15 protein-coding genes and 1 pseudogene are annotated in these 26,198 nt (G+C 48.2%); 8 read left to right on the top strand and 8 right to left on the bottom strand.

Going from position 1 to position 26,198, the window contains the following annotated elements; translation table 11 throughout:
- The first annotated feature begins 1 nt into the window (after position 1).
- The gene (locus QEN32_RS05550) at positions 2–1,687 is read left to right on the top strand and encodes an AIPR family protein (protein ID WP_080189483.1); all 1,686 of its coding nucleotides are present in this window, start codon (positions 2–4) and stop codon (positions 1,685–1,687) included.
- A gap of 126 nt (positions 1,688–1,813) precedes the next feature.
- Here the strand turns inward: QEN32_RS05550 and QEN32_RS05545 are convergent.
- Both QEN32_RS05545 and QEN32_RS05540 read right to left on the bottom strand, forming a co-directional pair.
- Positions 1,814–2,064, bottom strand: a pseudogene (locus tag QEN32_RS05545) (phage polarity suppression protein); the annotation flags it as partial.
- 216 nt (positions 2,065–2,280) lie between these two features.
- A complete protein-coding gene (locus QEN32_RS05540; protein ID WP_265321983.1) occupies positions 2,281–6,057 on the bottom strand; it encodes a hypothetical protein in 3,777 nt (1,258 codons plus the stop codon).
- Between the two features lie 962 nt (positions 6,058–7,019).
- Here QEN32_RS05540 and iroB point away from each other — a divergent pair.
- The 4 genes from iroB to QEN32_RS05520 all read left to right on the top strand — a co-directional run bounded on the left by iroB (position 7,020) and on the right by QEN32_RS05520 (position 14,187).
- Positions 7,020–8,135, top strand: a complete 1,116-nt coding sequence (iroB, locus tag QEN32_RS05535) for a salmochelin biosynthesis C-glycosyltransferase IroB (RefSeq protein ID WP_001221110.1) — start codon at positions 7,020–7,022, stop codon at positions 8,133–8,135.
- Positions 8,136–8,215: 80 nt separating this feature from the next.
- Positions 8,216–11,872 carry a salmochelin/enterobactin export ABC transporter IroC gene (iroC, locus tag QEN32_RS05530; protein WP_265321982.1) on the top strand — a complete coding sequence of 1,219 codons (3,657 nt, stop codon included), beginning with the start codon at positions 8,216–8,218 and terminating at the stop codon, positions 11,870–11,872.
- A 109-nt stretch (positions 11,873–11,981) separates the two neighbouring features.
- The gene (locus QEN32_RS05525) at positions 11,982–13,226 is read left to right on the top strand and encodes an esterase family protein (RefSeq protein WP_265321981.1); all 1,245 of its coding nucleotides are present in this window, start codon (positions 11,982–11,984) and stop codon (positions 13,224–13,226) included.
- Between the two features lie 31 nt (positions 13,227–13,257).
- Positions 13,258–14,187, top strand: a complete 930-nt coding sequence (locus QEN32_RS05520) for an alpha/beta hydrolase (RefSeq protein ID WP_115178892.1) — start codon at positions 13,258–13,260, stop codon at positions 14,185–14,187.
- A gap of 41 nt (positions 14,188–14,228) precedes the next feature.
- On the opposite strand, the gene QEN32_RS05515 is transcribed toward QEN32_RS05520, so the two are convergent.
- The 3 genes from QEN32_RS05515 to pipB2 all read right to left on the bottom strand — a co-directional run bounded on the left by QEN32_RS05515 (position 14,229) and on the right by pipB2 (position 18,482).
- On the bottom strand, positions 14,229–16,403 hold the full coding sequence (locus QEN32_RS05515; protein ID WP_001747679.1) for a TonB-dependent siderophore receptor: 2,175 nt from the start codon (positions 16,401–16,403) through the stop codon (positions 14,229–14,231).
- Positions 16,404–16,922: 519 nt separating this feature from the next.
- Entirely contained in the window at positions 16,923–17,255 is a 333-nt protein-coding gene (locus QEN32_RS05510) for a hypothetical protein (protein ID WP_077905756.1), read from the bottom strand.
- 174 nt (positions 17,256–17,429) lie between these two features.
- On the bottom strand, positions 17,430–18,482 hold the full coding sequence (pipB2, locus tag QEN32_RS05505) for a type III secretion system effector PipB2 (protein ID WP_020899119.1): 1,053 nt from the start codon (positions 18,480–18,482) through the stop codon (positions 17,430–17,432).
- Positions 18,483–19,000: 518 nt separating this feature from the next.
- Here pipB2 and QEN32_RS05500 point away from each other — a divergent pair.
- Both QEN32_RS05500 and QEN32_RS05495 read left to right on the top strand, forming a co-directional pair.
- Complete coding sequence (locus tag QEN32_RS05500; protein ID WP_000178739.1) at positions 19,001–19,930, top strand: VirK family antimicrobial peptide resistance protein; 930 nt, start codon at positions 19,001–19,003, stop codon at positions 19,928–19,930.
- 293 nt (positions 19,931–20,223) lie between these two features.
- Positions 20,224–21,120, top strand: a complete 897-nt coding sequence (locus QEN32_RS05495) for an antimicrobial resistance protein Mig-14 (RefSeq protein WP_197404534.1) — start codon at positions 20,224–20,226, stop codon at positions 21,118–21,120.
- Positions 21,121–21,841: 721 nt separating this feature from the next.
- On the opposite strand, the gene QEN32_RS05490 is transcribed toward QEN32_RS05495, so the two are convergent.
- The 3 genes from QEN32_RS05490 to tctD all read right to left on the bottom strand — a co-directional run bounded on the left by QEN32_RS05490 (position 21,842) and on the right by tctD (position 25,064).
- Complete coding sequence (locus QEN32_RS05490) at positions 21,842–22,855, bottom strand: HoxN/HupN/NixA family nickel/cobalt transporter (RefSeq protein ID WP_001059353.1); 1,014 nt, start codon at positions 22,853–22,855, stop codon at positions 21,842–21,844.
- Between the two features lie 132 nt (positions 22,856–22,987).
- The gene (locus tag QEN32_RS05485) at positions 22,988–24,403 is read right to left on the bottom strand and encodes a sensor histidine kinase (protein ID WP_000872348.1); all 1,416 of its coding nucleotides are present in this window, start codon (positions 24,401–24,403) and stop codon (positions 22,988–22,990) included.
- Positions 24,390–25,064 carry a transcriptional regulator TctD gene (tctD, locus tag QEN32_RS05480; protein ID WP_001237934.1) on the bottom strand — a complete coding sequence of 225 codons (675 nt, stop codon included), beginning with the start codon at positions 25,062–25,064 and terminating at the stop codon, positions 24,390–24,392. The genes QEN32_RS05485 and tctD overlap by 14 nt, the downstream gene beginning before the upstream one ends.
- 154 nt (positions 25,065–25,218) lie before the next feature.
- On the opposite strand from tctD, the gene QEN32_RS05475 reads away from it, so the two are divergent.
- Complete coding sequence (locus QEN32_RS05475) at positions 25,219–26,196, top strand: tripartite tricarboxylate transporter substrate binding protein (protein ID WP_000744413.1); 978 nt, start codon at positions 25,219–25,221, stop codon at positions 26,194–26,196.
- The last annotated feature ends 2 nt before the right edge of the window (positions 26,197–26,198 follow it).

Here is a 26,198-nt window from a genome sequence, read left to right as displayed (position 1 = left end):
CATGTCAAAAAAGACAAATGACCAAATAATACTTGAACAAATTCTTAAAGATAAAAAGAATGAACTCGATGTCGATATTAAAGATTCTGAGTTCTTTGAAATATACTCAGCGTCAGAAATCCTCAAAGATTACGATGTTACCTATGATGACATTGAATATGGCATTGTTGGAAATGGTGGTGATGGCGGCATTGACTCTATATTTACTTTTATTAATGGTGAACTACAAAAAGAAGATACTCAACTTAATACTCAAGCAAGAAAAAACCAAATTGAATTGGTAGTAATTCAGTCTAAAACATCCTCAACATTTAAAGAGGATGCAATAATTAAATTCCGAGAAACCATTCAGGATTTATTTGACTTAGGTAACGATCTCGATAAATTTAAAAAACGATATAACTCATTATTACTCGAGAAAGTTAGCCTGTTCAGAAATGCTTATTCAAAACTTGCAAAAACATTCCCGACGATTTTAATAAAATTCTTTTATGCAACCCAAGGTGTTGAAAATGACATTCATCAAAATGTAATTGATAAAGCAAGTAAGTTACGTGACGATATACATGGATTATTTAGTGGTTCAGTCTGCGACTTCTCTTTCATCGGAGCTACCACTCTATTAGAAATGAGCAGAAACATACCAGCGAGTTCACGCATATTAGAGGTATCAGAACAGCCAATAAGCACATCTGCAGGTAGCTACATTTGCCTTGCTTCACTTACAAAATATTATGAATTCATCAGCGATAATGGCGCATTAGCTCGAAGTATTTTCGAATCAAACGTTCGAGACTACCAAGGAAGTGTAACTGTTAACACAGGAATTCGACTGACGCTTCAAAATATGAACTCTGATGACTTCTGGTATTTGAACAATGGCGTTACAATAATTACACCGAAAGCAGTCAGCGCAGGAAAACAATTAACCATAGAAGACCCACAAATTGTTAACGGGCTCCAAACCTCACATGAAATATACCGACACTTTTCCAATTCCGAGAATTCTCAAAATGATAAAAGGTCTATTCTCATTAGAATAATCTGTGAAGAAAATGAAGATGCACGTGACAGAATAATCCGTGCCACCAACAGCCAAACAGCTATTTTACCTGCATCCCTTCGCAGTTCTGATGAAATTCATAGAAACATTGAAGATTATTTGAAAGCCAATGATTTCTATTATGATAGAAAGAAAAATTTCTACAAAAACCTTGGAAAACCAGCATCAAAAATCATAAGCATCGCGTATCTTGCACAAGCAATGATGACAATATTATTGTTCAGACCTGATAGTGCAAGGGCACGTCCATCAACACTTATCAACTCTGATGCTGAATATAAAAAAATATTCAGTCTAGATATCACCATTGATACCTACTTAAAAGTAATACTAATTATAAAGGCTACTGAAGCTTTTTTGAAAGTAGAAACAGAAAAATACACCCCAGATCCAAAAACCACAACAAATATTAAATATTATGTTGCGATGGTTGCAGCCATAAAATACTTAGGAACCAAAGATAATATCTTACAGGAACTATCAACAATAAATCAAATAAACATCGACAATGCTATATTTAATGAAAGTCTTGATATTGTATTAGCTCATTACCATAAGCTAGGAGGGGATGATCAGGTTGCCAAAGGCGCTGCGTTGACCCCAGCGATTCTAGCTTCACTTTAAAATAATCACTATACATCTGGAGGGGAGTCCCCTCCATTTTTAAAATAATTAATAATATTTCCAGCGCGCAATGCTCTCCCCGCCACGCCAGCCCGCTAAAGAAGTCGCTTTTAATGCAGGTGCAGGTGCCAGCTCCGCGCCGTGCTGCTGCATAAAGTCATGGAGCCGGTTAAGGATGTTGATACGTTGCACCTCCTCATGCGAGAAGATGTAGCGACCGGCGGCCTGATTCACCTCCCATTTTTTTACGTCAATCAGGTCACGCAATGTCTGTAATCTGCGGGAACCTGATGCGTGTCATCCAGCAATAATTCCTGATATTCCTGCTCTGCGGCGGTCAGTTCGGCTTTACGGTCCAGCCACGCCGTTTTGTTCATCTGACAGGCTTCAAACGCCTGCTCTAAGGTCAGGGAGGAGCTCACTTACACCTGCATGTGTTTACCAAAGGAGTACAGGTTACTAATGCCTCGTCCATTTTCTCTCAACCCTAAGAAGAATTAGCCCGTAAGGAATAAGGGTAATATCCATGCATATAAACCTGAAAATCCAAACTTCGTGGTAAGTTCAAGCCTTACCCCCACTGGTGCTAAATTTTATCTCATATTCAGAAGGAGATGATAGAAAACTATATCTTTCACACGGTATCGAACTTCCTTGCCAAGCCATAATTGGTCAGTTATCTCTACCGTTTCAACACGTTTCTTTTTATCAGTAAAACCAGCATAACTAATATCTGAAACATATTTTTTATAATCTTTTGTCAGTTGCGTAAAATCGTCGATATCACAGTAAACTATAATAAATACCGGACTTAGCCCCTCATTATCATAAGATGAAATCTTATCCAAATGCCCACTAATAGTCCTTTTTTCAAGTGAGAAAAGGCGAAAAGCCTCAAAAATAGCAATTCTAGTATTATCACTGTGCTTAATAACACCATCTATTTCTCCGATACTTTGACCCGATGCTGAGCGCCCCATCCTTTTCTGGTCACCAAAACCAATCCTGGCTTCAGACATACGCATATCAAACAACGACGTAAACCAATCATTAATCAGATCCTCATTAGTAATCTGGCTGGTTATTGTACCTTTTGCTCTCCTACTAGCTTGAAGCTGAAGATTTTTTTTGCGCATCAGAAGTTCACGACCAATGCTGATAACCACATCTTTCAAGAAAATCTCAGTAGTTTGGCCATTCCCAATAATTTTGACATATTCGTTAAATTTACGACTAACGATCAAACCGTATTGTTTGGCGAGTTGGAATGTACTATTCTTCTGTGACTCAACCATAGCCCTGAAAATACCAGTCACAACAGGTTCTTCAGGAAGAGCCTTATTTAACTTCTCAAGAAGTGGCATTAGACTGGTATCGTCACCGATATCAGCATTTAATTTTCGATAATTATCAATGATCTGCTGTGCTGCCCAGACTTCGTTTCGTTCTACAAGAGCAAGGCAATATGGCAGCATTATTTCTTTGGTGTTACGCTGCTCAGGCGTTAATTTTCGCCAGAAAATATCAGCCTGATGTTGAAAATTCAGTTTCCGCATAGCATCCAGTATTTGGCTTGCCCACTGAGTTCCAATATCTTGGGGTTTCGTCTCTTTAATAGATATGAGAAATTTATCAAGAGCGAGAGATAGAAGTGAAAGATCCCCCACTTTCTCGCCATATTCAATTCTTGCCACAAAAAGGGCAAAGGAATGGTGAAGGCTCTTACTAGTCCTACAAAGGGACTCCATTATACTTACACTTTTCTCCGGTTCGCTTTTATACAAGGCTATTGCACAAATGTAACGACTAAACTGGTCACATTCATAAGACAAATTCTTAAAGTGGATGTTGTTTTCAGATAAATCTATATCAGGTTTCTTGAAAGATATTAACTTAGAGGCCCTAATATATTCATCAGGATTATCTTTTAACTCCATAAATAATCTTAAATGTTCATACTTATAAGCATATCCTTCCCATCGACAAATACGCTCTAGTAAATCAATGTTTTTCATACTTCTAAGTCGACTAAGAATAGGTTTTGCTGCCTGCAAGACCCCCCAAGCTAATTTTAAATGATTATTGTCACATGCCGATATGAATGCTAATTCAAGATCATTGAGACCTAAATTTTCTTTATCCAGATCTCGACGAGCTAAAATAATATCCTGCAAAACCTGCTCTCTAGCCAAGATATGACAATGGTCAAGCATGATGTACAAGGAGCTAACTGGAATTCTCTCTTTACACTGTTCGATAAAATCAACATAGAGATCATCGGGGATACTATTCAAAAAAACACTAAAGGCCACCCATAAATCCCTAGCATTATCAGTAATATATCTATCAAATATATATACCCTACCTTCCTGTTTTCCAAACCCATACGAACACACTATTTCTGTTACTTTTCGCCAAACCCTTTTCTGCTCAATGACATCAATTTTGCACTTAACAACACACATCAAAGTCTGCATGTAATGTCTTATAGCAGAAGCAACTGCCGACCAGTTTTTATTTTCATATGTCAGTGAATCTTTCCAATCTAATATCCTCACTGACATAGAAAGCAAAGGACTAGCTCCTTTTACTGCAATCAGACTTGCCCATGGTAAGGAGGCAAAAAAAGCGCCAGGTTCAAGATCTCGGCGCTTTCCACTAAAACATTCTTCAAAGGCTGTTTGATAGAAGGTATACAAACAGGTACACAATTCTTGCTGAATCTTTTGTTTATGATTTCCCTCCACTTTTTCAATACGCTCAGCGAGCCAAAACCCAATATAGTAAATACTTCTTTCTTTAAGCCTCAAAACTCGTCGAGGTAGTTGCTCTTCTAATTGCTTAATGAAAGAACTGACCAATTGCAGCACACTCGCATCGTCAAGACGTTGCAGTAGGCAAGTTAATATTCTGTATTCTGGCGAATCAATATAATTGTCATTATAGAAACCACATAAATCAGCGATATGATATGCAATCTTCAGTAGACGTTGCCCATTGGCATCACAGCCCTCAATTGTTCGTAAATACTCTTTTAAAAGCGCTTCCCTGTAGGTTTTCTCAATACCCGCAGCCCCAGAATAACTGCTCAAGAGCGAATGAAGCGTTCCCCTACTGATCAAATGAACTAAGGCTGTATCACAAGTATCGGCACGGGATAACAGAAATAGCATATACGTCCAGTTGAATCGTTGTGGTAGGATATTAAACAAGATGTGCCTTAAAACCGGATTGTTTTTAGCCATTACAAGCAGATTTAATGAAAAAGACGAACCTCTGAGGCATCGTCTGTCAATATAGATTGAATGAATCAAACACTCTTGGATCAACCATGTTAAGGGCATCGACAGTCCAAGTTCATACCCGAATTGTTCCCATTTTTCAAAAGCCTCCATTTCATCGGGGTCATCTCCTGCAGGATACATATATAGCGCATCTAAATCCTGAGCCGTTATATTTCCAGTAGCTGATATTCCTGACTTCATTACACTTTCAGGCATATCCTCGTTCAGGGATACATTAAATTGTATAGTTCGAGACTCAACAAGTTGCCGGAAATATTGAGAATTTGTAACTTGTTTGAATATAGTTTTCAATGAATATGACGATGAGAGTTCTGATGATAAGAGCCTTTCAATTTCTTCAAAAAACATTTCCTCTTGCTTCTTTTCCAGAAGGCTAAATAGTACAGGAACAATAGCCCTTCCCTGTACTTGTATACATAGCATCCAGCGTCTAAACGCCTCCTTCGCAGGATACTTCTCAAGTAGAGTTTGCCAGAGATAAGTACTATGAAGAGGAGTGAATTTTGAGGTCTCAGGTGCAACACTGACAGCGTCGTTTATCCGCGTACATAGTGGTAATAATGTTTCCAGAGAAACGTTGCCAAATTCTTCACTTAATAGTGCTGTAAGTTCGTTAACATTTATGCAAAAGTGTGGTTCAATAAAATCATTCAAGCCAAGCCGTATCTGTTTAAGCTGTTCCGCTGTGTTCAAAATATCGATAATACTGTCATCGAGCACTTCTGTTTGCCAAGGATGTTGACAATGTACGCTACACCAGTCAGCGTAAAATGACAAAAATCCCGCATCCTCGAGGAAATCAAGCGAACAGTTAGTTTGTATAAAATGGTGCTTACCATCTTTACATGGCCAGCCTCTCGATCCAGATAATAGTTCAGCTATAGTTGTTTTGTTAAGTACAGGGGTTGCCAAAGTGGCGTGCGCAAGATAGATCGCGAGCGCTCTGGCATGCTGATGCTCTTTGTAAGTCCAGAGTCTATCCCGAGTGAACACAGGTGTTTCATCAACCAATAACTTATGCAAAAGATACCAATTTGGGGAGTAATTATTCATTTTGTTCATCATCTTAGCATTCTTGCCTTTTGCTGATTGTAACCTAACTTAAAATGAATACTTATTTTCTCACTTACTGTAGTCCCTCAAGGTGATTATGGTTGTGAGGTGCCCCTAGCTTATAGCCTGACAGCTCCTGAAATCCCCATCAGAATATTAAACGTCTACTCCAAGTAGATAGAGGTCTGAACGAAAGGCTATAAGATCAGCTAGAAGCAACAAACCTATGACGTCCACCCACAAGCCTCGACTAACACGCAAAATCCTTCCTACAACAATCAACTTAAGAATCAACAAGATCCCCCCCCTTCCATATCAACACTATCGCCACTCTTTTGCGCCTTCGCCTTCGCGCAAAAAATAAAAATCCCCAACAAACTCAGCCACCTCCCCCACCAATTACAAGGACGCCAGCAAATAAAACAAGGGGCAACGTGAATACGTAGCCCCTTTTTGTTGTCTATGTCCACTTTACGTCCACCAAATTAAAGGATTTAACGCCAGGATTAATGCAGTCATTAAAAGTATGGCACTGACTACTTTAGGAAGAGGCGTCCGTCACATCACTGCACGGAAAGTCCACACAGAACACGATCTGCCGCCGGACACCAGTAAATTGCCCCGCAACGCGTTATCAATACTACTACCTACGTTTCCCATTACCTTGCTGTCGGTACGTTTACCTCATTGTCTGAAAGGTTATTTACGAAGTTATCATTAATAATCCACGGGCGTCTGGTATGCGAATCCAGTTCCCCAATCCTGGCGCTTTGCCTTCGCGACCATACGCGCGTAAATAAGTCTGAAACCAAACTTCACCGCTTAACGCTCTCCTCTTCCCCGATTTTTATGAAAAAAATCATCACATGATCAAGGGTCGTATTAGTTATTGCATTTTTCAAATGATATTGGTAATTATTATCATTCTCATTAACAACCTGTTCGATTTATGACGTGGAGAGAGAGGATTTCTCATGCGTATTCTGTTTGTCGGTCCACCACTGTATGGACTGCTATACCCTGTGCTGTCCCTGGCGCAAGCGTTTCGTGTTAATGGCCATGAAGTGCTGATTGCAAGCGGTGGAAAATTTGCACAGAAAGCAGCAGAAGCTGGGTTGGTGGTATTTGACGCTGCGCCTGGTTTCGATTCGGAAGCGGGTTATCGCCGTCAGGAGGCATTACGAAAAGAAAATAACATTGGAACAAAAATGGGGAACTTCTCATTCTTCAGCGAAGAGATGACTGACCCGCTGGTCGCGTTCGCCGGGCAATGGCGGCCAGATCTCATCGTCTACCCTCCTCTTGGGGTCGTTGGACCACTGATTGCCGCTAAGTATGACATTCCGGTAGTGATGCAAACCGTCGGCTTCGGTCATACGCCCTGGCACATCAAAGGCGTGACGAAATCACTTTCTAACGCCTACCGCCGCCATGGGGTCAGCGCGCCACCAAGAGATCTGGCGTGGATAGACGTCACACCGCCCAGCATGAGCATACTGCAAAATGACGGAGAGCCGGTTATCTCCATGCAATACGTCCCGTATAACGGCGGCGCCGTCTGGGAAGAATGGTGGGAACGTACACCTGATCGCAAGCGTCTTCTGGTCAGCCTCGGCACCGTCAAACCGATGGTGGATGGCCTGGATCTGATTTCCTGGGTAATGGATTCTGCCGGCGAAGTAGATGCCGAAATCATCCTGCATCTTCCGGCAAACGCCCGCTCGGATTTACGTTCTCTGCCGCCGAATGTCCGTCTGGTCGACTGGCTTCCGATGGGCGTTTTCCTTAACGGCGCCGACGGTTTTATCCACCATGGCGGCGCAGGCAACACCCTGACGGCGCTGCATGCCGGCATTCCGCAGATAGTCTTTGGCCAGGGTGCCGACAGACCCGTCAATGCCCGCGCCGTGGTCGAGCGCGGATGCGGCATTATTCCCGGTAAGAGCGGGCTTACGAGCAGCATGATCAATACCTTCCTCGGTAATCGCGCGCTTCGCGAGGCGTCGCAGGAGGTCGCGGCGGAAATGGCGGCCCAGCCTTGCCCGACCGAGGTGGCAAAAAAACTGATCGCCATGCTGCAACACGGCTAACCGCGGCAGCGCAATGACAATATGGCGGCTGAACCCAGCGTGTGTCGCCATATCTCATCTTTCACCGATAAGGAGGCTTAATGCCCGCGACTCATTCCCCCATGCCCGCTCGTGCCTGGATAGTTCGCCTTGCCCGCGTGTGTTGGGAACGTAAAACACTGAGCATCATTGTCATCGTAGCATCAGTATCGACCATTTTACTGGCTGCGCTGACGCCGCTAATAACGCGTCAGGCCGTCAATGACGCGATAGCAGGCGATACAACCCACCTGCCGTTACTTGCCTGCGGCCTGCTGTTAATTGCCCTTTTTGATTTTATCGGGAATTACGTGCGCCGCGGCTATGCCGGGGAACTCTCGCTGTGGGTTCAGCATACGTTACGTAGCCGTGCGTTCGACAGTATTCAGAAACTGGACGGCGCAGGCCAGGACGCCTTGCGTACCGGGCAGGTCATTTCGCGTACCAACAGCGATCTTCAACAGGTACACACCTTGCTACAGATGTGTCCGGTGCCGCTGGCGGTGCTCACTTACTATGTGGCCGGTATCGCGGTGATGCTATGGATGTCGCCATCCATGACGCTTATCGTGATTTGCGTACTGGCCGCCCTTGCTATTACCGCCCTGCGCGCCCGTCGCCGTGTTTTCGCGCAAACGGGGCTTGCCTCAGACCGGCTGGCGCACATGACGGAGCATATGCGCGAAGTATTGGAACAGATCTCAGTGGTGAAGTCCTGCGTGGCGGAGTTGCGCGAAACGCGTTGGCTCGATGGTCAGTCGCGGCAGATGGTGCGGGTACGCATCGGCGCCGCTATCTCGCAGGCGATGCCGGGCGCAACCATGCTGGCGCTACCGGTGATAGGGCAGATCGTCCTGCTGTGCTATGGCGGCTGGTCGGTAATGAATGGGCGCATCGATCTGGGAACCTTCGTTGCGTTCGCGAGTTTTCTCGCTATGCTGACCGGCCCTACCCGCGTACTGGCATCGTTTTTGGTTATCGCACAGCGCACACAGGCGTCGGTAGAGCGCGTCTTCGCGCTTATCGACACGCGTTCTCGCATGGAAGACGGTACTGAGTCGGTTGAAGGTCAGATTATCGGGCTGGACGTGGAGAAGATGAGTTTCCACTACGACAACGGTAACCGTATCCTCAATGAGATCTCGTTTTCCATTCACGCCGGTGAAACCGTGGCAGTGGTTGGCGCCTCCGGCTCCGGAAAATCAACATTGCTGATGTTGCTGGCGCGCTTTTACGATCCCACCTCCGGCGGAGTATGGCTCAACACCACTACGGGTCAACAGAATATTCGCGACCTGAAACTGACGGCGCTTCGTCGTCGCGTTGGCGTAGTGTTTGAAGACGCGTTTCTGTTTGCCGGTACGGTGGCGGAAAACATCGCCTATGGGCACCCGCAAGCGACTCAGGACGACATTCGACGCGCCGCCGATGCCGCAGGCGCCAGCGGGTTCATCAATGCGCTACCGCAGGGGTTCAACACCCGACTGGCCGAACGCGGAAGCAACCTCTCCGGCGGCCAACGCCAGCGTATTGCGCTAGCCCGGGCACTGATTACCGCGCCGGAACTGCTGATTCTCGATGACACCACCTCGGCGGTCGATGCCGGTACTGAAGCGGAAATTAATACGGCTCTTGGTCGTTATGCCGATAATGAGCATATGCTGCTGGTAATTGCACGCCGCCGTTCAACACTGCAGTTAGCCGATCGGATCGTCGTGCTGGATAAAGGCCGCGTCGTGGATACCGGTACCCAGGCGGAGCTGGATGCAAGGTGTCCGACGTTTCGCTCGCTGATGAGCGGCGAGGGGGATTTTCTCGCCCTTGCCCCGGCAGAACAACGTACGCTATGGCCAACAACGCAGGCGGTAAAATCCGACGACGCGCATGAGCGCCAGACAACCGCCGGAAAAGGTTTTGTCGACCGGATGACGCGCGTTCCAGAACGCGCCGTACAGATGGCGCTGGCAGGCCACGGGCGTCAAGTCTCATCGCTGCTGACGCCAGTAGCCTGGATGTTCGTCATCGCCGCCCTGCTTATCGCGCTTGATTCCGCCGCAGGCGTTGGCGTGCTGGTGCTTTTGCAGCGCGGTATTGACTCAGGCGTTGCCGCAGGGGATATGTCGACTATTGGCATATGCGCCCTGCTCGCGCTGTGCCTGGTGGCGATCGGTTGGTGCTGCTATGCGCTGCAAACGATCTTCGCCGCCCGCGCGGCAGAGTCGGTACAGCATACGGTACGCTTACGCAGCTTCAGCCACCTGCTACGCCTGAGTCTTCCCTGGCACGAGAAGCACATCGACTCGCGTCTTACTCGCATGACCGTCGACGTTGATTCACTCGCCCGATTTCTGCAAAACGGTCTTGCCAGCGCGGCCACCAGCATCGTGACGATGGTCGCTATCGCCGCGGCAATGTTCTGGCTTGACCCCATTCTTGCGTTAACGGCATTAAGCGCCGTACCTGTAGTGATACTGGCGACGTGGATTTACCGCCGTTTGAGCTCGCCTGCCTACGCCCAGGCACGGCTGGAAATTGGTAAGGTGAACAGTACGCTTCAGGAAAAGGTCTCCGGTATGCGGGTAGTGCAGTCACACGGTCAACAGAAGCAGGAAGCCGCCAGGCTACGGGCGTTATCAGACAACTTCCGCGCCACCCGCGTGCGGGCGCAAAAATACCTTGCTGTCTATTTTCCGTTCCTGACCTTCTGCACCGAGGCCGCCTATGCCGCCGTGCTTTTAATCGGGGCGACCCGGGTCGCCGGAGGCGAAATGACGCCCGGGATACTGGCGGCGTTCTTCCTGCTACTGGGACAATTTTATGGCCCGGTACAGCAGTTGTCAGGCATTGTTGATTCCTGGCAGCAGGCAACCGCCAGCGGCAAACATATCAATGCGCTATTGGCGACTGAGGAAACGGAGAATATTGAACCGTCCTCCATAACGCCTGGCACTGGCGGCGCGCTACGTCTGGAGGCATTGACATTCCGCTATCCCGAAAAAACGCAACCTGTGCTTGATAATCTCTCGCTCACCATTCCGCCAGGAACGGTAGTCGCGGTGGTCGGACGTAGCGGTGCCGGCAAATCGACGCTGATCAAGCTGCTGGCCGGGCTCTACTCTCCCGGCAGCGGGCAAATCCGTGTCGGTGAGCGCCTAATTGATGCCGCATCGCTTAGTGATTATCGTCGCCAGACGGGGCTGGTCACTCAGGATGTCGCATTATTTAGCGGCGATATTGCCGAAAATATCCGCTATTCGCGGCCAGACAGCAGCGACACGGAGGTGGAGATCGCGGCGCGACAGGCGGGACTCTTTGAAACTGTGCAACATCTGCCGCTGGGGTTTCGTACTCCGGTCAATAACGGCGGCACGGATCTGTCCGCGGGCCAGCGTCAGTTGATTGCCCTCGCCCGCGCCCAACTGGCGCAGGCGCACATTCTGCTGCTCGACGAGGCGACAGCGCGTATCGACCGCAGCGCCGAGGAGCGCTTAATAACCTCGCTTACCAGAGTGACGCATACCGAGAAACGCATCGCGCTTATCGTCGCGCACCGGCTGACCACCGCTCGCCGCTGCGATGTTATTGTCGTAATCGATAAAGGATGTATCGCTGAATATGGCAGCCATGAGCAGTTGATAGCGGCTCATGGCCTGTATGCTCGTCTGTGGCGGGCCAGCGTCGGCCAGACACGCGATACGCAAGGAGAGGTCGTAGGATAGTTTTTATCGCCACGATTTACGCAAAAGAAAGCCCGCAAGCGGCTGTTCCTGTAACAGCCGCTTTAGCTATTGATACTGACCGAAATATAAATGAGATGGAATACAAAGAATGAGACTGAGCCCGCCCGTCGCTCCTGTCGCTATACAGACCGCTACGCGCCTTCGCCGTCAACTCGCCGCCGGAAGCCAGGTTGACGCTTCTCACTTCTGGCGAGAAGCAAACTCGCTCGCACTGCCGCTGGTGACAGCCATTAACGGCGCAGACGATGAACGGGAAGTCACCTTCCTGTGGCGTGCCGCCTCTCCTCTGCGGGGGGTTTATGTTCGCCTGAACCGTGTCACCGATAAAGATAACGTGGCGAAAGGTATGATGACGCAACTGCCCACAACGGATATCTGGCATCTGACGCTTCGCTTACCGGCGTCCTACTGCGGTTCCTATACGATGGTCGAAATACCACCGAAAACCCCGGACGAGACGGTGTTGCAGCTTGGAAGCCGTTTCGCCTCCCTTGTCGGGAAGGCGGACCCGCTGAACAGCACGCCGGGAATAAATGTTCGGGGCAATGCGCAGGAGTCCGTTCTGGCGTTGGATCATGCCCCGGCACAGGAGGAGTGGTCAGGCTGTCGCGCTTACGCCGGGCAGCTTTTCACCTCAGAACATCGGCTCGCCGGACAACGTCGCCGTGTGCGGCTGTATCTTCCTGACGTTCCTGTCGTACAACCGCTGGGCTTACTGGTACTCACGGATGGCGAGATCTGGTTCGACCATCTTGGGGTAAGCGCCGCCATTGACGCCGCCATCCGCAGCGGACGCATCGCGCCGGTGGCCGTACTCGGCATTGATAACATCAACGCGGGTGAACGCGTCGCAATCCTCGGCGGTCGCCGCGAGCTGGTGCTCGACATTGCCGAACGCCTGCTGCCAACCCTTCGCGCCAAATACCCGGAACGGCGGTGGGCGGACCGTACACAAACGGTGCTGGCTGGGCAAAGCCTCGGCGGCGTGACCGCGCTGATGGCGGCCCGCCACGCGCCAGAGAGCTTCGGCCTGGTGCTGAGCCACTCCCCCTCAATGTGGTGGACGCCGGACAACCGCAACCGCCCGAACCATTTCAGCGCAGAAGAGCGCTCATGGGTCAGCGAACATGTGTTATCCGCGCCCTCGCCAGCCGTACGTACGCATCTGTGCGTGGGATCGCTGGAAGGTTCGACGGTCCCGCAGGTCAAACAGTTGCATGAAAAATTGCGCGCCGCCGGCGTTGAAAGCCATTGCAGCGTGTACACCGGCGGTCACGATTATGCCTGGTGGCGCGGCGCGCTGATTGACGGATTACGTCTACTGCCCCGATAAAACTTCACCTGCCAAAAAGGAATCACATCCGATGTATGGTCGCCAGTACCACAACAAGTGCTATCGCATGGCGCTATTTTTAGTGAGTTTTTGTTTTAGCGCGCTGAGTTATGCGCAGCCGGATATGCAGCCATTAGGACCGAATATTGCTGATAAAGGTTCGGGATATTACCATTTTAGGGTCAATGACTTTCAATCTGCCGATGGCGCAAGACATTACCGGGTATGGACCGCTATTCCCAATAAAGCCGCCCCGCCGTCGGGTTATCCTGTCTTATATATGCTGGACGGCAACGCAGTGATGGACAGACTGCCGGAGACGCTGCTCAAACAGCTGGCAGACCACTCGCCGCCGGTGATTGTGGCGATTGGCTATCAGACTAACCTGCCGTTTGATCTTAACGGCAGAGCTTATGACTATACGCCGGCGCCGGGAATCGAAGGCAGTGAAAATAACCCGCGTTTTCATCGTAAGACCGGCGGCGGGCCAGCGTTCCGCCAGCTACTGGAGAGACATATCGCGCCGCAGGTGGAACAAGGAATAACCATCAACCCCGAACGGCGCGGGGTATGGGGACATTCTTATGGCGGCCTGTTCGTTTTAGACTCCTGGCTGTCGTCATCCTTCTTTCATATCTATTACAGCGCCAGCCCGTCACTCAGCAGGGATAATTTTGCTCTGTTGAATCGCCTTACGACAGTGAAGCCGTCGCCGTTCTGCCATAAAAAACTCATTATAATGGAAGGTTCAGCGTCGAATGGGGATAGCAGGCAACGCCAGATGGCCGAGCTCCTGCAAAAAGTTCAGGAGACCGTGAGAACGCTTGAGAACAACGGCGTTAACGCGGCTCTGCAGCATTACCCGGGCCTGGGCCACGGGCCCATGTTTAACGCCTCTTTTCGCAGTGCATTGCTGGATATCAGTCGCGAACCGGCAAGCCAAAAACCACGCTGCCATTAACCCGCCGCCAGAATATGCCCGCCAGCGGCGGGCATAATCCATCAAAACGAGGCCGTCACACCGGCATAATAAGCCCGACCCGGTTCGTTATAGGTATTTGCCCCTTCGGCGGAGCGATAGATCTGTTTATCGAAGATATTGCTGATACCGACATTAAGACGCAGGTTCTTGTTGATATCGTAGTTAACGTTGGCACCAACCAGTGAGTAAGCCCCCAGCGCTTTCCCGGACAATCCTTTGGTCTCTTCACTACGCGACTCCGCATGTGTTCGCGGTTTTTGCTTGCCGTATAACGTCCAGTTGACGTTAGCGGAGAGCGCGCTGGTGATAGTCCAGTCGAGGAAGGTATTCACCGTATATTTCGGGATTATCGATAAGGGATTGCCGGTATCTTTTTGCTCAGACGCGATCATATAAGTCGCATTGGTATTCCAGTTCAGACGGTCCGGCATCAGCGGAACAGCCATGCTGGCTTCAATACCTTCAATCAGCGCCTTACCGCCGTTCTGCCACTGCAATACATAAGCGCCAGATGCGCTTCTGCCAATAATCTTATCACCTGCGACAATCTTATTCTGATAATCGTTACGGAAATACGTGACGCTTGCGTGGTAATCGTCTACGGTAAATTCCAGCCCGATCTCTTTATTGATGCTAATTTCAGGATCGAGGTTCTTATTACCAACCAGGTAACAGCCGCCCGACGTAATATCTTTTGGACAACCGTTGCCTTTCGAATAGAGTAAATATCCCTCACTGGTTTGATACAAGTTCGGTGCCTTAAAGGCACGGGCAATACCGGCTTTCACCTTGACGTATTCACCTAACTCCTGGGAAAGGTTAAGACTGGGACTAAAATTACTCCCGGATTCGCTTAAATAGTCAAAACGCAGACCCGGAATAATATTGGTACCGGCCATGGGTTCGATATTATCTTCAACGTACAGCGCACTGATTTCCGATTTATTTTTGCTGCTACGGTTAGCCGCCGAACCGGAAATCCCGGCGATATTGCTATCCTTAACCGTCAGACTGGTAGAGGAAGGATCGTTTAGCTCATCGCGGTTCCACTCCGCGCCGACGGTGAGCGTTTGCTCAAATAGCCATATCACCGGGACATTCACCTCGCCGCTGGTGCGATACGAGGTCAGGCGGTTAGTGGTGAACGTCTGGTCGTTGGTAATACGCCCCTCGCCGCCGCCGGAGAGCCCCTCATTCATGCGGGTATTATCGGTTTTTTCATAGTAGAACCCCAGGCGGCTTTGCCCCCAGTCCCAGATGCCGTTATGAGTTAGACCGTAATTCTGCCGGTACAGGCGATTGGTCTCCCGCCCGGACTGCGCCAGACTTTTGGTAACCGCGTTTGAAGTACTGTTTTGCGTATCGCCAGCATAAATATTCCCCTGCCGACTATATCCCGCTTCAAAATCAAGGATTTGCTGCGGGGTCATTTTCCATGAGAAGACGCTATTAATATCTTTATTGGTGACCCCCTCCCGTCCGGCGGCATTTTTGGTCCCGGCGGAGGAGTTAATATCCCAGCTGTCGGCATCGGTTCTGTTGAGATTACCGTACAGGCGCATCGTCAACGTATCACCAGCCAACGGGCCGCTAAGGCTAAAGTTACCCCGCCGGGTGTCACCTTCTTTGCTGCTTTCCGGCTGGTTGGTATAAAGCGACAGCGAGCCGTGCCAGTCATTAGTGGGGCGTTTGGTGATGATATTCACCACCCCACCTGCGGCACCGGAGCCATAGCGCGCGGCGGCGGGCCCACGGATTACTTCAATACGTTCTACCATCTCCGGCGGCACCCAGTTCGTATCGCCACGGGTGTCGCGTTCTCCGCGCCAGCTATAGCGAACCGAATTTCGCGACGTCACCGGCACGCCGTCAATCAGCACTAAGGTATTTTCCGGCCCCATACCACGAATATCAATTTGTCGGTTATTTCCGCGCGTTCCCGAGGCGCTATTGCCGGTAAGATTAACCCCAGGCATCTTACGAATAATATCGGCAAGATCGTTAACGGGAGGATTCTTTTGAATATCGTCACGAGTAATAATCGAAACGCCCGGCTGTTGCTTTAATACTTGCTCGGCGGTGGATTCAACCACCATCGTTTCGCCGTTGTCGTCAGTAGATTCTGCTGCTGATAATGGACTATTAACCCCTGTAGAAACCACGGTTATTAACCAGATGAACTTCTTAACTCTCATACCCATTCCCTAAATAATGTCTAAAGTAGCGCTGTTGCCCTCAAGCTCACATCCTTGCCAGGTTACGTCTATATAGTAATTATTATCATATGCTAATGATAATAATTATCATTCAATTAAGAAAAAGGCAATCTTTCGACCGCAAAAATCTGGTAATAAAAAACGGAAATGGGATTTTGCAATATGACTCTCTGTCCGGGCTCCGCTTTGCCAGTAAATCCGGGAAGGGTGGCAGAATGCGCCTACTGAACGAAGGTTTTACAAAACAGAAATAGATGAAATAAAACTATTTTTCAAAGCGTTAATGATAATAAACACCCAGGTAAGATGGTATAGTGCGGTTCAGAGTTCACCGGCGCTTCCCTGTCGACGGCAAACCGTTCTTACAGTTTGCCGTCAGGGTAATGGCGGGATCGGATACGATTGTAGTCATTCGATATATGACAATGAAAGTGATGTTGGCTCCAAAATACAAAGCGCCTGGTAATAATTATCAGGCGCTTTGCAGACAGAAAACCATCAAACATCGGTTTCTCGTTCTCCAGGATCTACTGGAAAATATGGCAACCCACAGTTAGTGGATTTTACTGTCGGGTCTTGCCAGGGATGTTGTGTTACCCCCAGGTCTTTTAAAAGACCTCGTAACAGCACTAACTCGCTGGGTGTCATTTTTTGCTTTGGTTCACCCTCTTTAGGTGGACGAATATCCTCCTGACTAGTACATGTAACACAATAACCTTTTAACTCTATCCACTTAGGCTTAGGGGGGGCCTTAGGATCGGGAGGCGTCGGGCTGGCAACGCACGAACAGGCACTTATACATCCAGGCATAACGTTTTCCTTTTCAAACAATTCACTTTAGTTGGAAGTTCTACTTGAGAAAATAGAAATAGTTATTCAGATATTTTTACCGTTGCATACTCCTGTAATAATAAAAGATACTGTAAATAATTTACTCTCAGCTACTATTCAGTAGCAGATTGTCATTCTTACATTGCTTTTATTTCAGATTTACGTCAAGTAGGGCTAAATATTTTCACTATAAAATTCGTTAAAGAGTGTTTGTGTACTTGTAGACATTCTGGCGTCTTCGGTACGCAAATCGGTTAGTGTACAATCTTTAAAACAGGTATTATTTAAATTAGCCTCAGCCAAATCAGCCCTGTCCAGGTTCGTAGAAATGAAACTAGCCTTTCGCAGGTTTGCCCGGGTTAAGATAGCGCCTTCCATATCAGCAGCCATTATAGTAGCACTCTGTAATGTCGCACCGCTCATATCAGCACGTATTAGGGTTGCGCCTGAAATATTAGCGTGATCCATATTTGCACCGGAGCAAAGACATTCTACCATGCTACAGCCTAACAGACTTGTGTATTGTAAATTGGCGCCAGTAAGATTAGCGCGATCGAGGGTAGCGCCACACATAATACTATCTTCCAGACAGGCGTTCATTAAATTACTGTCGCCTAATGATGCTCCCGATAGATTTGCACCCTTAAAATTTGCACCGTCACAATCCGCCATAAACAGTACTGCCCCCCCTAAATCTGCGTCGCTTAGGTCTGCGCCACATAAATTTTCTGCCGTCAGATTTGCTCCTGTAAGGACAGCGCCTTTAAGATTCATGCCTCCCTGGGCAGTTAACATTACAGAATCCTGAGGGAGAGAAAATTCGTATCTGAATAGTAAAACTCGACATATTTTTTCAAAAGAGACAAGCGGAATTTCTCTTGTCTCAGAATTGTCGCCTTTACTGACTCGTACAATAACTTGTCCAGCTTCGTTATTCTCACCAGGAAGATTAAATTCGACACGAAACCCGCCCATATCCTCCAGTATAATGTTTTCTGGCAACGGAGCACCTCTGTCAGACATTGAACTTTTCAATGTATCAGCCATAGTGTCTATCAATTCCTGATACTGTGCTTCATTTTTCCGACGCACCCCACCACAGGTAAAAAAGTTAATGATATATTCCAGAATGGTTTTGGGAGAGGTGGCTTGCCGCATAGCAGCAGAAGTCCCCGCGCCAAAAGCAGATGTAGCCATACCAGCCAGACTATCGAGTGAACGCTGCATAATATTTTCTCCCAGAGATAGCAACATGGTACATGATAAAATTTATCATATAGATTTGCATTTAGAGATAAGGTGAATACCCCCTTTGCGTCTGGTTACATAATAACGTATCACGACGCTTTGCTGTCTGGCTTACACAATACCAGCCAAATAAATATATTGGCTTATACTCGTCATACTTCAAGTTGCATGTGCTGCGGCTGCGTTCCCTCACTCCAGTCACTTACTTTAGTAAGCTCCTGGGGATTCGCTCGCTTGCCGCCTTCCTGCAACTCGAATTATTTAGAGTATAAACATTATTTAAAATAATAAACACGGCATCCGTTTTAATACTACGTTCAGGACTCATCCCACTCATTAGCAGAAAATCTATTAAAAAGCGTGTTCAGGCGTTTTATTGCTGCCATTGATAAACTGTTTAACAACGTCGTCTGTACAGGCCTTCTTCGTTGCCTTTACGTTTAACTCAATCAGGCTACCGTCTCGGTTATAAGTCTATCGAGTAGTAGGGATGTAGTATGACGATGCAGCAAAGTGATATGGAAAGATATAATCCATTATTAATGTTAAAAGAAGTCATGGCGCAGACGCCTTATCGCCATAAACGCTGGGGAGAGCGTAAGTTTCGCTATAAATTTGTATTACGTTGCCTTATTAACCCCGTAACGACAATTAAATACTTCAATGAATTATGCCATCTGTCTCAGCCCAGAACGCTGATCATTCATCGTCCACTGTTGCCGGCAAAAATCCAGCGGCCCTATTTGTATACCGGGCTTAGCATACGTTGCCGGGCAAAAGCTATTCTGGAACACTACCAGTTCGTTCAGTCCTTTCCGGAAAATAAAATTAAAAAGATCCTCCTGTCCGAGGAACAAATCTTGCTCGCTCACCTGGAAGGAAAAAACGGCGCTCTGGTGGATATCTACTGCGGTCCCTGTGGCTATGACAGGGAAGGTGAACTGACATTAACGCTGTGCTTCAATGATACGCCGTTGGCACGTTTATCATTTTCCTTTATCCGCCATGAAGGGAAGCAAATAGCGCTGGTTGCCGGGTTACAAGGGCCCAGTAAACATGTCGGCCCACAAGTCATACGTAACGCCACCAAAGATTGTTACGGTCTCTTTCCTAAACGGATGCTGTATGAAGCATTTGCGACATTGATGCTGGCCTGTAATGTCGACGAGATTTATGCGGTAAGTGAAAACAACCATGTTTATCGTCAACTCCGGTACTTATTCCAGAAGAAAAAAACTTTTGTGGCCAGCTATAGTGAATTCTGGGAGTCGCTAAACGGCGTTAAGAAAGGTGCCTTATATCATCTGCCATCACAGGTGATGCGTAAAGCGCCTGAAAGTATCCCCAGCAAAAAACGCGCAGAGTATCGGAAACGCTATCATATTCTGGATACAATAATACAAGAGGTTAACAGCCTCTCCCGGTAGAACTATTTCATACGCGGATGTGCAGATCCTGCTACCGTTCAGCGGAGCTCTTTGAAATCTGTATCGCTACTGGATGGTTAAATACAGAATGGCTTGCGAGTGAAAAGCGCGGCATTAAACCGTCGCTTTCACTCATGCTATGATCAACATCTTAATCTTATTCCCTTCACCATAACGTCATCGATTAGCATGTTAACCATTAAATACAAGCTAAACATTTGTCACATTTTTATTTGGTTGAGCAAAAAAATAATACAAAATAGAATTTTCAGTAAGCTAAGTCAGGAGTTTTGGTGAAAATACAAGAAGTTAAGCGTATATTAACCCGCTGGCAACCGTCTTCCTTTTCCCTATACCGGGAGGTGTTTACGCAATACGGCGGTAGTATCAATATGCACCCAGATATTGTGGATTATTTCATGAAGCGCCATAACTGGCATTTTAAATTCTTCCACTATAAAGAAGATGATAAGATTAAAGGCGCCTACTTTATCTGTAATGATCAGAATATTGGCATCCTGACGCGCAGAACCTTCCCGCTATCTTCAGATGAGATACTTATTCCGATGGCGCCAGATTTACGCTGCTTCTTGCCCGATCGTACTAACCGACTTTCGGCGTTGCATCAGCCACAAATACGCAATGCCATATGGAAACTCGCCAGAAAGAAACAAAATTGTCTGGTCAAAGAAACGTTCTCTTCTAAGTTTGAAAAAACACGCCGTAATGAATATCAGCGGTTTCTTAAAAAAGGCGGAAGTGTAAAAAGCGTTGCTGATTGTTCTTCTGATGAACTGACTCATATTTTTATCGAGTTATTTCGGTCTCGTTTCGGCAATACTTCATCCTGCTATCCCGCTGATAACCTTGCCACCTTTTTTAGTCAACTGCATCACCTTCTGTTTGGGCATATTCTTTATATTGAAGGGATACCCTGTGCATTTGATATCGTATTGAAATCTGAAAGCCAGATGAACGTCTACTTTGACGTATCTAATGGTGCAATTAAAAATGAATGCAGGCCACTCAGTCCCGGCAGCATACTAATGTGGCTAAATATTAGCCGTGCCAGACATTACTGCCAGGAAAGACAAAAAAAATTGCTTTTCTCCATCGGCATACTAAAGCCTGAATGGGAATATAAGCGCATGTGGTCGACCCCCTATTTTACCGGGAAATCGATTTGCTAAAAAGAAAGCCTGGACGTAAATATGTTTTTTACGCCCAGGTTTTTCATAAGTCCTGATAAAATGATAAAAAACGAAAATTTAATCAGAATTTAAAAAATAAGTTAACCACCATATAATCATAATGACAATTACTCGAAATTCACTTACACTATGCTCGGTTTTATGGAATTGATTAACACGGTATGTTACAGATAACGTGCTAAAAAGCGTGCAGCGGTTATACATTTTCATATGTGTGTGTCATTAACCTGGCGTCAGGAACAGATGATGATGACAACTACCCTTTTATCTCTTCTGGCCTGGCATACCGTCAGTAGATTAAAGGTGTAGCCTTGCTTTATGGCATTACAAAAATGTGGGTGAGGTCTATGCTCAATGTATACGTTATTTGTAACAACGCTCTTGTGCATAAACAATACGTTATTGCCAACAGCACTGAACGGGTACAGTGGTTCTTGCTGACAACAGGCTTAAAGATCGTCTTAACACGGGATACCTGATAACTGGATTATATTATGACACATGCAGACTGGCTGATTCTTGGGTATACAACTGTTATTATTATTTTTGGTATTGTATGTTATATCGGATTGCTTAAATTGATAACGAAAGGCAAGCATGAAAAATAACGCACTTACCGGGAAGAATATACTCTCAGGAGATAAAATGCTTCGGCAATGATATGACACCACTGCCGAAATGCTATTTTTACAGAAATCAATCAGGTATTGAGGGTGATTTTATCATAGCCGCGCCAGCGATAATTCAACAACGAGAGCAGCCAGAATAGCACAAAAGCGCCCACTACCCAGAAGCCCACATTCCCCATATGATCGTTAAGCGTGCTTACGGTCTGCCAAAATGTTCCGCTTAACTGTAACGTATCATCAATCAACCCCAGCGCCTCAAGCCCGCCAATCGCCAGCGCGACAATGACGGATGCGGCGGTAATGGTCATATTATAATAAAGCTTACGTAATGGATGCGAGAAAGCCCAACCGTAAGCGCCGACCATGACAAAGTTATCCAGGGAATCCACCAGCGCCATCCCGGCGGTAAACAGCACAGGAAAAATCATCATCGACCAGAGAGATAGCCCCTGGTTGGCTGCTGAAGCGGAAATGCCCAGCAACCCAACCTCGGTTGCGGTATCAAATCCCAGACCAAACAGAAAACCGACAAAATACATATGCCAACTGGAAGTGACCAAACGAAACGTACGCTGAAATATACGCGTCATCAGCCCGCCAGGTATGGCCTCGTCATGCGCCCTCACTGACTCGCCGCGGGTAACCGAGCGAAATTGCCGCCAGACGTTGAACAAAATAAACAGGTTAAGCAGGGCCATCGCCAGCAGAAAAAAAGCGGAAACAGCCGTACCAATCAATGAACCATATTGATGCAAAACATCAATACGATCGCGAAATGCCATCGACGTCACAACAATCGCCAGACATGCCAGAACGACAATGGTCGAATGACCCAATGAAAAAAACGCCCCCACGCCTAAAGGCGTTTTACCCTGCTGCATCAGTTTACGGGTGACGGTATCGATGGCTGCGATATGATCGGCATCAACCGCATGACGCAGCCCAAAGCTATACGCCAGTATGGCTGCACTTAGCATGACTGCATGGTGATGAAAAACACAGAACGCCCAAATCCAGGCCAGGATGTTAACCCCGACAAGAAAGACGGTTAATGCTATTCCCCGTCGTTTAGTATGATTATTCATGCCCCTGCACCCACTATATTTTTAATTAACGCTACGGTTTGTAGGGGGAATGTATGATCATTTGATTAAAACGTCACACCTCAAGATGCGACTTTTTGTAAACGTGCTTTACCGCTGACACATTTGTGCGCATTACTGCGGAACAAGGCTTAAAAAGCGTATCCGAACGTATAACCCTCCCAACGCTTCACTACGGGAAAAATGGGGATGAGTACGGTGCAGGCGTGCGATATCATTGACCAAAGCCAGACCAATGCCCGCCCCGGCCACATTTCCTACGTTATCGAGCCGGTGGAACGGCTGTAGCGCCAGATGGATGTGTTCATCATCAATGCCGGGGCCGCTATCTTCGACAACCAGCGTCACGGCATCGCCATCCCGTTCAAGCCGCGCGGTGACGATGCCTTGCTCAGGCGTGTATTTCAGCGCATTATCCAGCAAGTTTCCGCACAGCTCGCTAAGCAGTACCTCATCCCCCTCGATCCACATCGCTTCCTGTTCGCCTTCGTAGCCCAGGTCGATATGTTTACTCCGCGCCTGCGCCAGGCGGGTAAAACAGCCGCTCTGTACGATATCGTACAGATTCACCGGGGAAAAACGCCGCTCGCCCTGCTCTTTATGCTTTACCGCAGAAAGTTGCAACAATCTTTCCGTGAGCTGAATGGTGCTATCCAGCGTTACGCTCATCGCCTGCAGACTTTCGTACCAGTGATGAGGATGCTGGCTGGCTAACGCCACCGCCGCCTGCGTTTTTAACACCGCCAGCGGCGTTTTTAACTGGTGAGAAGCATCGGCGCTAAAGCGTTCCTGCCGGGAGAGGATGCCGCGGAGCCTGTCAATGTAGCGATTAAACGCCACGATTAACAAGCGTGTTTCCGACCACGGCAGCAGTTCCGGCAGCGGCGTTAACAGACCCGGTTCGCGGCGTACCATTAATGACGAAAGTTGACGCATAGGGCGCAGGATCCGGCGTAATAACCAGCCAACCAGCACCAGGGTCAGCAACACCAGCAGCCCCTGTGAGATCCAGGAAGAGAACAGCAGTTGGCCCGCCAGATAACGACGGGACTGCAGCGTCTCTGCGACATAAATCTCCGCCATGCCGATAATGCCGCCTTCGTTGACCGGCTGTAGCAAACGCGCCACGCGGATCGCCTCGCCGCGATACTCGGTATGATAGAACCACGCCAGCGCCGGATAAAGCCGGGTACGGGGCGTAGCGGGCGGCATGACGGGCAGATCGTCATAACCGGAAATGACCTTTCCGGAAGGGTCGACGACTTTGTAATAGAGTCGATCATTCATATTAAGCTCGAAGCTATCCAGCACCACCCAGGGCACGTTAACTTCCAGATGGTTATTGCGCACCACCAGCCGTTCCGATACCGTTCGCGCCGAGGAGAGCAACGTACGATCATAAGCCTGAGTGGCGGCCTGTAGCGCATTGACATAGCTGTTAAACGCCGACAGCCCCCATAGCAGAATCAGCGGCAACCCCAGGAACAGCAAGAGTTGCAGGTACAACGATTGCGGCTTAACCCACTTCATCGCCGCGCTCCAGCACATAACCCAGGCCGCGCAGCGTCGTAATTCGTACATCGCTTCCCTGGAGTTTTTTACGCAGTCGATGAATATAAAGTTCGATGCTTTCAGGGCTTACCTCATCGTTCAGGCTGAACACCTGTTCAAAAAGCTGCTGACGCGAGACCGGCCGCGTTCGTCGGTACATCAATACGGTTAAGAGCGCCTGCTCACGCGGCGTCAGCGCTAACGGCTGTCCCTGTAACAGAAAATACCCTTCATCATGAAAGATCAATTCACCCAGTTGCTGAACTTCATGGACCTGCCCAGCGCTGCGTCGGAGCAAGGCCCGTAAACGGGCATCCAGTTCTTCCAGTTCAAAGGGTTTCGGCAGATAGTCATCGGCGCCGACGTTGAGACCTTTTACACGATCCGCCACCGCGCTTCGCGCCGTGAGCAGCAAAACGGGCAAGGTCTGACCGCGTTTACGCAGCCGTTGCACCACCTCCAGTCCATCCATTCCCGGCATATTGATATCCAGCACCGCCAGCGCGTACATTTCACTGTGCAGAAGATGGTCAGCCGCCAGGCCGTCAAATACGCAGTCCACGGCAAAGCCGTTTTGCACCAGCGCTTTCTCCAGCCAGTGAGCCAGCTCACGGTTATCTTCCGCCAATAAGAGACGCATATCACATCCTGTAAAGTTTCTGCCGCATTGAAAGGGAATTGAAAGGTTATTGTTTTAACAATCACGCAACCGAACTGCTACATGTCGGCTCACATAATCACAAAAATCTTCTTCCGAACCTGAAAAATCCGGACGTCCGGCGTGAGGATAAAAAATGAAAAAACAATTACTTCGTACCCTTACTGCAAGCATTTTATTAATGAGTACCTCTGTTCTGGCGCAGGAGGCGCCGTCGCGAACGGAATGTATCGCGCCAGCCAAACCTGGCGGCGGTTTCGACCTCACCTGTAAGCTGATTCAGGTGAGTTTGCTGGAGACTGGCGCTATCGAGAAACCCATGCGGGTAACGTATATGCCCGGCGGCGTCGGCGCTGTGGCCTATAACGCGATAGTCGCCCAACGCCCTGGCGAACCCGGGACTGTGGTCGCCTTTTCCGGCGGTTCGCTGCTCAACCTGTCGCAGGGGAAATTTGGTCGCTACGGCGTGGATGATGTGCGCTGGCTGGCAAGCGTGGGCACTGATTACGGCATGATCGCCGTGCGTGCGGATTCCCCGTGGAAAACGCTGAAAGATCTGATGACGGCGATGGAAAAAGATCCCAACAGCGTGGTCATTGGCGCTGGCGCCTCTATTGGCAGCCAGGACTGGATGAAGTCGGCGTTGCTGGCGCAAAAGGCGAACGTCGACCCGCACAAGATGCGCTACGTTGCCTTTGAGGGCGGCGGCGAGCCGGTGACGGCATTAATGGGCAACCATGTTCAGGTTGTCTCCGGCGATCTCAGTGAAATGGTGCCTTATCTGGGCGGCGACAAAATCCGCGTGCTTGCCGTCTTTTCAGAAAATCGTCTGCCGGGCCAGCTTGCCAATATCCCTACCGCTAAAGAACAGGGCTACGACCTGGTGTGGCCGATTATTCGCGGCTTCTACGTCGGGCCCAAAGTCAGCGATGCCGATTACCAGTGGTGGGTGGATACCTTCAAGAAGCTTCAGCAAACCGACGAGTTTAAAAAGCAGCGCGATCTGCGCGGCCTGTTTGAGTTCGACATGACCGGCCAGCAGCTCGATGACTACGTGAAAAAACAGGTTACTGATTACCGTGAACAGGCGAAAGCCTTCGGACTCGCGAAATAATC

The organism is Salmonella sp. SA14318, assembly GCF_029866905.1.
GTDB lineage: Bacteria > Pseudomonadota > Gammaproteobacteria > Enterobacterales > Enterobacteriaceae > Salmonella > Salmonella enterica.
This window is presented reverse-complemented; position numbering and strand designations above follow the sequence as displayed.

Bases quoted from the DNA above. Each gene is read 5' to 3' on its own strand.
- QEN32_RS05550 (WP_080189483.1), top strand. From the start codon at position 2: ATGTCAAAAAAGACAAATGACCAAATAATACTTGAACAAATTCTTAAA.
- QEN32_RS05540 (WP_265321983.1), bottom strand. From the start codon at position 6,057: ATGATGAACAAAATGAATAATTACTCCCCAAATTGGTATCTTTTGCAT.
- iroB (WP_001221110.1), top strand. From the start codon at position 7,020: ATGCGTATTCTGTTTGTCGGTCCACCACTGTATGGACTGCTATACCCT.
- iroC (WP_265321982.1), top strand. From the start codon at position 8,216: ATGCCCGCGACTCATTCCCCCATGCCCGCTCGTGCCTGGATAGTTCGC.
- QEN32_RS05525 (WP_265321981.1), top strand. From the start codon at position 11,982: ATGAGACTGAGCCCGCCCGTCGCTCCTGTCGCTATACAGACCGCTACG.
- QEN32_RS05520 (WP_115178892.1), top strand. From the start codon at position 13,258: ATGTATGGTCGCCAGTACCACAACAAGTGCTATCGCATGGCGCTATTT.
- QEN32_RS05515 (WP_001747679.1), bottom strand. From the start codon at position 16,403: ATGAGAGTTAAGAAGTTCATCTGGTTAATAACCGTGGTTTCTACAGGG.
- pipB2 (WP_020899119.1), bottom strand. From the start codon at position 18,482: ATGCAGCGTTCACTCGATAGTCTGGCTGGTATGGCTACATCTGCTTTT.
- QEN32_RS05500 (WP_000178739.1), top strand. From the start codon at position 19,001: ATGACGATGCAGCAAAGTGATATGGAAAGATATAATCCATTATTAATG.
- QEN32_RS05490 (WP_001059353.1), bottom strand. From the start codon at position 22,855: ATGAATAATCATACTAAACGACGGGGAATAGCATTAACCGTCTTTCTT.
- QEN32_RS05485 (WP_000872348.1), bottom strand. From the start codon at position 24,403: ATGAAGTGGGTTAAGCCGCAATCGTTGTACCTGCAACTCTTGCTGTTC.
- tctD (WP_001237934.1), bottom strand. From the start codon at position 25,064: ATGCGTCTCTTATTGGCGGAAGATAACCGTGAGCTGGCTCACTGGCTG.
- QEN32_RS05475 (WP_000744413.1), top strand. From the start codon at position 25,219: ATGAAAAAACAATTACTTCGTACCCTTACTGCAAGCATTTTATTAATG.